The 6,796-nt window shown below is 48.4% G+C and carries 9 protein-coding genes and 1 tRNA gene; 3 read left to right on the forward strand and 7 right to left on the reverse strand.

The window, feature by feature from the left end; genetic code table 11:
• Positions 1–19: 19 nt before the first annotated feature.
• The 5 genes from VFG09_09380 to VFG09_09400 all read right to left on the reverse strand — a co-directional run bounded on the left by VFG09_09380 (position 20) and on the right by VFG09_09400 (position 3,571).
• Positions 20–1,153 (reverse strand): FAD-dependent oxidoreductase, encoded by a 1,134-nt coding sequence (locus VFG09_09380; protein HET6515356.1) that lies wholly within the window; start codon positions 1,151–1,153, stop codon positions 20–22.
• 230 nt (positions 1,154–1,383) lie between these two features.
• A complete protein-coding gene (locus VFG09_09385; protein HET6515357.1) occupies positions 1,384–1,761 on the reverse strand; it encodes a surface-adhesin E family protein in 378 nt (125 codons plus the stop codon).
• 125 nt (positions 1,762–1,886) lie between these two features.
• Complete coding sequence (locus tag VFG09_09390; protein HET6515358.1) at positions 1,887–2,981, reverse strand: IS1 family transposase; 1,095 nt, start codon at positions 2,979–2,981, stop codon at positions 1,887–1,889.
• A gap of 11 nt (positions 2,982–2,992) precedes the next feature.
• A tRNA-Ser gene (locus VFG09_09395) sits at positions 2,993–3,066 on the reverse strand.
• A 46-nt stretch (positions 3,067–3,112) separates the two neighbouring features.
• Positions 3,113–3,571: a hypothetical protein gene (locus VFG09_09400; GenBank protein HET6515359.1), complete on the reverse strand. Its 459-nt coding sequence runs from the start codon at positions 3,569–3,571 to the stop codon at positions 3,113–3,115.
• 129 nt (positions 3,572–3,700) lie between these two features.
• On the opposite strand from VFG09_09400, the gene dinD reads away from it, so the two are divergent.
• On the forward strand, positions 3,701–4,531 hold the full coding sequence (gene dinD, locus VFG09_09405) for a DNA damage-inducible protein D (GenBank protein ID HET6515360.1): 831 nt from the start codon (positions 3,701–3,703) through the stop codon (positions 4,529–4,531).
• Here dinD and VFG09_09410 read toward each other — a convergent pair.
• Positions 4,521–4,778 carry a hypothetical protein gene (locus VFG09_09410; GenBank protein ID HET6515361.1) on the reverse strand — a complete coding sequence of 86 codons (258 nt, stop codon included), beginning with the start codon at positions 4,776–4,778 and terminating at the stop codon, positions 4,521–4,523. The two genes, dinD and VFG09_09410, sit on opposite strands and share 11 nt — an antisense overlap.
• A gap of 116 nt (positions 4,779–4,894) precedes the next feature.
• Between VFG09_09410 and VFG09_09415 the strand changes: the two genes are divergently transcribed.
• Both VFG09_09415 and VFG09_09420 read left to right on the forward strand, forming a co-directional pair.
• Positions 4,895–6,367 carry a Mur ligase domain-containing protein gene (locus tag VFG09_09415; protein HET6515362.1) on the forward strand — a complete coding sequence of 491 codons (1,473 nt, stop codon included), beginning with the start codon at positions 4,895–4,897 and terminating at the stop codon, positions 6,365–6,367.
• A complete protein-coding gene (locus VFG09_09420) occupies positions 6,364–6,543 on the forward strand; it encodes a hypothetical protein (GenBank protein ID HET6515363.1) in 180 nt (59 codons plus the stop codon). The genes VFG09_09415 and VFG09_09420 overlap by 4 nt, the downstream gene beginning before the upstream one ends.
• A 40-nt stretch (positions 6,544–6,583) precedes the next feature.
• On the opposite strand, the gene VFG09_09425 is transcribed toward VFG09_09420, so the two are convergent.
• On the reverse strand, positions 6,584–6,796 hold a 213-nt coding region (locus tag VFG09_09425), incomplete at its 5' end, for a hypothetical protein (GenBank protein ID HET6515364.1).

Genomic DNA, 6,796 nt, shown 5'->3' on the forward strand with positions numbered 1-6,796 from the left:
ACTCTCCTCAGTCACTCCATCATTCACCATCTTCATCGGGTTCTCCAGAAACCTGGAACTTCCTCATGAATCTCCTGTCGATGTAATCTTTGAGAATAAAAGCCGACCTTCCCTCCCAGACGATATGCCTCCGCCACAACATCCCGTGGTCATTTCCCATATTGAGGATGAGCAGATAATCCCGCTGGGGTGTGAACGTTATCAGTCTGCCTTCCCCCCGCAGGGATGCCAGGAGATTCTTCATCAAGACCGGATTCTCTCTGACGGCATAGACGCCGACCTTTGCAAGCCGGTGACCTTCGAGACTTATGCAGTCCCCGCCCCCGAATATTTCAGGATAACGAACGCTCTGGAGACATGCATTCACGAGGAGTCCTCCGTCAGCCCCAATCGGCAGGCCCGAATCCCGAAAGAACGACGACGGCCTCACGCCCGTCGCAAGAAAGGCGACGTCAAAGGGGATATCAGCACTGTCATGAAGGGCGATCCTTCCCTTCGAACATCTCTTCACATGCTGCCCCTCGATGACGGATATGCCCCTCTCCGCCAGGGATTCAAGCGCGATAAGCCTGGCCTTTTCCTGCAGATCGTTCAGGAGTCTTGTACCGGCAAACATGGTGATGATCACATTACCTTTGTTCTTTTGCGCAATTCTCCAGACATTCCCTGCCACCTCCACACCTGCGGGACCGCCGCCTATTACGGAGACCTTGAGGCCTCCCTGCGCCATCTTCTCCGTGATAAAGTTCCTGGCCTTCAAGAGATTGACTACAGGCTTGACCGTGAAGATGTTCTCCTCAGGATCTTCCCGGCCGATGAGGGGAATGTCGCTTCCCGTATTAAAAGAGACGAGATCGTATCGGAGAGATCCTCCAGAGCGTAAGAAGAGCATCCGCTCTTCAGGATCTATCAGGGTCACCACGTCTTCAACGAAGGAAGCTCCCCTATTTTCAGCCATCCTCCTGACATGGAAGCGAACATCCTGCGGACGATAGAGGCCGGAAAGCATCCCTGGCCCCATCCCGGAATAATAGTGATAGGGTGCGGCGCTGACGAGGGTCACCTGAGCACCGCTCTTCCTGAACTCCTCGAGGCTAAGGAGCGCTGTCAGGTGGGCGTGGCCTCCGCCCACAAAGACAAGGTGCTTGCTCATCAATCTTCTCCAATGAGTTATTAACCTTCCTGTTGCATAGAACTTCTTATTCGGGAAGGCAGGCCTGGTGAGAAGCCCTGTGTTGGATAGCCAGGGCAATCAAACCCCATGAGATCCTGTTTCCTGTGATCCGTATCAGCCTTGTCGCAAGAAAAGCGGTGACGAATTGCGTGAGAACAGAAATGGATAAAAGAAATCCTGAGAGCATGGGGTTACCGGGAACTTCTCATCTATTTACACAGATAACGGTATGCGGCATCATCGGGGAGGAGATGGCCCCGTCTTTCAGAAGTATCTTCTTGGTGTGTGCCGTCTGTAAAATATCCTTCACTCCAGAGAATCCTGTACGTATCTTTACCGCAATCATATTCATTGCAAACCAGGAGCTCTTTGATATATTTGCCGTCAAATTTCCTTGGCTCTGCGTATTCGTATTTCATTCGGACTCTCATGACGGTTTCAGAAATGCGCTCGATGCTCTCCCGGTCTATGGATAGTGCCACATCAGCCGAGGGGTCCTTCGTAATGAGTGTCCAGTCCGCACCCTTTGCGCTCCCTGAGATGAGGGACAATACAATCGTGATACTGGGGAGAAGATAGCTGTTCATTTGTCATTCCTCCCGACGGTGAAATACCATCCGTGGTATCTGCCGTCTCTTCTTGGATCTGAAGCCGGCTTTTTATCAGTATATCACAGGTGCGTATCAACGGAGATCCCCGAAGGGTAGTGGGGTTATAGTGTGTTGATGCTGATTAGTTCCTGAATCGACCATATGTGGTCGGTCAGCTTTGACTCCATCGCTGGTGTGACTCGCAAGGTTTGATGAACGCGACAAAAGTTATAGTAAGCAAATTGCAGCGCATAGGCCCATTTTAAGTTTGTCCATTTTTTAGAAAACGCATTCGTTAAGCGGGTCATTCTTCGCATCGTCATGCGAACCGTTAAGTTTTGGCGCTCAACATGAGAAGTGGAAGCCCGTTTTAAATCAGGGTCCCCAAAAACAGCAATCTTGTTGCTGGTAACATACGCAGCCGGAGAATAGCGTACCTCATTTTCAGGGTTACTGCGATACACCTTAATGATTTGTGCAAAGTCTACCTGTTGCATGCCTAGGCTGTAAATAACAGCGTCTTTGTAAGGACCGAATCCATCCGTGTTAATTTGAAAATTTCCTTGTGTTGCGTAAGCCAACTTATCAGTGAACGTGATCGTATCATAGGCATTCCTATTGCCAAGATGCCAGGCAAGAATTAATTTAGTGTAACGCTCCATCCCAATGAAACACCATGCATCTCCCGCCTGTCTGTCAGCATGGCCTTTCTGTGCCCTTGTTTTGGCTTTCATTCCGACGTATCCCCAAATTTCGTCACAGGCTACCTCTTTGACTTTCAGGCTCTTAATTCGATCTTCCATTAACTTTTCACAGCGTTCGCCGACTAAAGCCAATAAGGAAAGAATGGTGCGCTTCTCCACCCCTGTGATTCGTTCAGTGGTACGAATCGAGCAACCCTCGACAAGATGATGAATCACAGATACTGCTTTATCCAACGGAAGGCGCATATCTCCCAAAGGCCGCTCATGAGCCTCAAGAAAGGTCTTTTTGCACAAGGGACAGCGGAAGCGCTGCAAGCCATTCCGATCTTTGCCGAATCTGTTAGCTGTTATGTTGCATGTCGGGCAGTTCATATTATCACCTTCCCTTCTCAACACAATATTACCATTTTGCTCAAGCATTGTCAAGGAAAAAAAGCATAGCCAAAAAAATTCCAAACATACCTTGACAAGCCAGAAAAAAAGATGATAGGATGAACTTGTCAAGCCCACCATAAAAGGTGGAATGGCCCCGCCCGGGATCGAACCGGGAACCAAACGATTAGTAGTCGCGAGCTCTATCCGTTTGAGCTACGGGGCCTTGAGTTAAGGGGTCTTACTCCGATTCAGTAAGGCCCTTTTCTTTTTTAGAAAGGCTCTAAATCTGTTTCATCTTCTTTTTCTTCTGTTTTTTCTAATCCAAAATCTTCTGGAGGTTTTTCCTCTATATCACTTTCCATTCCAATGAGTCCGAATGTATTAGGAGCTGTTCGAATAAAAACCTCATGTTTGCGGACATACCATCCGAGTGACCCACTTAATGCTACTCTTTCTTTCTTCGTCGTTTGCTTACCGATCCCCTCAAGAATTTCATTTAGATGCATTGGTCTTCCAGTTTTCTTAAGAAGGGCTAAGGTCTTAGCAATTGCGCTACCTGGTCTTATTTTACTTTCGGCAGATTCATTCATTTCGCTTTTTGGCAAAAGTTTAATGGTATCTTTAAGAGCCTCCATATAGCTTCTGGCCTCGCTAATCTTTCTTTCATAATCCGCAATTTCCTGCTCTTTCTTTTTTATCTTATCCTCAATCTTTTCTCTTAGGCCCATCTATCGCTCCTCCGTTTCTTAGTGCAACTATAGCATAGTGAAAATATGGTGTCAAGGTAAAAGAAATGGGATTGACTTTTTTTCTTGAATCCACCATACTACCTATAACTTAACTCAGGAGGTCTTTAGATGATGAACAATTTAGGCAGTACTATCAATGAGTTAGATAAGGCAAAGCAAAGGACATCAAACGGTGGAGAATACTGGATGGGGCGGAGTATTCAAACAATTCTTGGCTACCAAAATTGGGACAAATTTGAAAACGTCATAGATAAAGCAAAAAAGGCATGTGAAAGCACAGGTATCGATCCCAACAACCATTTTCGCCGTACGGGGAAAATGGTTGAAATAGGTAGTGGAGCGCAAAGAGAAAGGGCAGATTACTTTCTAACACGATATGCTTGCTATCTTATTGCAATGAACGGTGAAACAAGTAAGCTAGAAATTGGAACCGCACAAAGCTATTTTGCCGTACAAACGCGAAGACAGGAAATACAGGACAAGCTCACGGCAGATGAACGACGCCTTCAACTTAGAGAACGTGTAAAAAATGCAAACATCAGTTTAACAAGCACAGCAAAAAAGGTAGGTGTTCAAAAATATGCCATATTTCATGATGCTGGTTATCAAGGCCTTTATGAGATGGGTTTAGCCGATATAAAAAGAAAGAAAGGAATCTCCGAAAAAGAAAATTTACTTGATCGGGCTGGCCGAACCGAATTGGCGGCTAATGAATTCAGAATAACTCAGACCGAAGAAAAACTTGTTCGAGACAGGATAAATAACGAAAGGGACGCTATTAATATGCACCGAGATGTTGGTAGGGAGGTTCGCTCTACAATCAAGAAGTTGGGAGGGACCTTGCCAGAAGATTTGCTCCCAGAAGAATCAATCAAGAAATTAACTAATAAACACAAGAAAGAGATAAGTACAAAGGAAACACCGATAATCACGGAATAGATTTTTCTCCTCCCCACCTTACCTTAGCGGCTTTCTTGGCAATCTGCTTACGCTTCTTTGCGGAAAGCTTCTCTGTCCTTGCCTTGCTCCCTTTAAGTCCTCCCTTGCGGCCAGCTTGTACTCGGTAGGGAACCTTTTCAGGTTCAGGGATGGGTTCTTGAGGAATGCCATCGCGCTTAGCGTCACGCCTTAGCAGTTCTTGAAGGGTAGCGAATGCAGCCTCGTTTTCGTCTTTCTTCTTCGGCATACCTCCATTATATCAGAATACCGGGGTCCGCGATCACTCCATCAACACGTTAATACCCCACCACCCCCCGAAGGCCGGTCCCATCAGGAAATTCACATTTGCTGCTATAATATGCGATGGTTTCTCGAAGGGCACGGATATTCTTCTCAGGAATCGGCGGAAGCGGCCTATCGGCAATCGCCTGCTTCATGGCAGACCGAGGCCATGTGATCAGAGGCTCTGACAGGGTCTTTGATGAGAACCCGTCCCATCCCGTCTTCCGGATGCTGAGATCAAAAGGAATCGCTATCGTGCCCCAGGACGGCGGCGGCATCGACGCCTCCTTCGATTTTGCTGTCTTCAGCACTGCCGTCGAAAACGACAGCCCTGACCTCAGGAAGGCCAGGGCTTTGGGAATTCCCCTCAAATCGAGACCCGAATATCTCGCCGAGATCGTTGATGAATTCAAGACAATTGCCGTAGCAGGCACGAGCGGAAAATCAACGACGTCGGGTCTGCTTGCCTTTATGCTCAGGCGACTTGGATTAAGCCCCAACTTCATCGGCGGGGGGAGGGTCAAGCAATTCAGGACAGAAGAGAGCCCTGGAAATTCGACGAGCGGATCCTCCGATTATCTCGTCATCGAGGCATGCGAGTCTGACGGTACCATCGTCAATTTTAAGCCTCTTCACACCGTTATCCTGAATCTTGACCTCGACCATCATTCCATCGCCAAGACAAGAGAGATGTTTCAGGCACTCGCAACGAATACAGCAGGGATGGTCATAGTCAACGCCGATGACCATAATCTGGAGGGACTCAGCACGAGACACAGCGTGACTTTTTCGATAGACAATCCTTCGGACTACCGGGCAACGGACATTCTCTACAGACCCTTTTCGACGGAGTTTAGCGTGAAGACTCCTTCACATTCCACCTTGGCTGACCGTGGCCGGGGACGGCATGGCGGGACTGTGGAAGGATTCGGGCTTTCCCTTCCCGGCGAGTATAACCTTTATAATGCCCTGTCCTGCATCGCTATTCTGTGCGAGATGGGGATGCCTCTCGAGGAGACTCGTCGGGTTTTGCACGAATTCAGGGGGATCGAAAGAAGGTTTGATGTTCATCTCAATGACGGGAAAAGGCTCGTCATTGATGACTATGCCCATAATCCTCATAAGATCTCGGCGCTCATGAAGACGGTCAGGAACATGAGAGACCGCGTCTGCTACATATTCCAGCCCCATGGCTTCGGGCCGACGCGGATGATGAAGAGGGAATACATCGAGGCTTTCAGAGAAAATCTCCGCGCATCGGACCACCTCATTCTCCTGCCGATCTTTTATGCCGGAGGCACGGCGAACAGAGACATCTCAAGCAAGGACCTTGCAGAGGGGATCAGGGAAGGAGGAAAGTCCGTTGAGGTCGTCGAGGAGAGGGACAGGGTTCTCGATCCGGTAAGGGCATGGGATACCTGTGTTGTCCTCGGCGCGAGGGACGAGACGCTGTCTCATCTTGCTGAAGCAATCGCGGGGAAGTTGACTTTTCCAAGGGATGTAGTAAACTCTTGTGAGACAGTAGTATATTCCACTGAGGGAGGAGCGGTATGAAGATCGAACTCGACGGGACTCTTTTGAAGATGACGCCGGAGAATGACAGGGAGAAGAATGAACTGAACCAGCTCTGGACCATCATAATCGGCTGTGTAGACGAGGGGAAGAAACTGGTTCCCGTAGGACAGTATCTCCCGGGCATTAAGGAAGTCGCAGTATTCAATATAGAATAGGTTCTTCGTTGGGGAGGGGAGCGCATGGGCGCTCCCTTTCTTATTTGACCGGTCCTGAGGAGAAGATGATTCTATCGAATTTGCGTTTGAGGGTCTTACTCTCGAAATTAATCATTTCGTTGCCCGGCTCAAAGGACATCCTCTTCCCTTTGACGACCTTCATCTGGGGAACGGCGACCCAGGTCTTCTTTCCGTGCTCCTCAAGACATACATAGGTGTACCCGCCGCTGTCCATTGTTTCGACCACCTTGCC

The sequence above is a fragment of the Thermodesulfovibrionales bacterium genome, from assembly GCA_035686305.1.
Lineage (GTDB): Bacteria > Nitrospirota > Thermodesulfovibrionia > Thermodesulfovibrionales > UBA9159 > DASRZP01.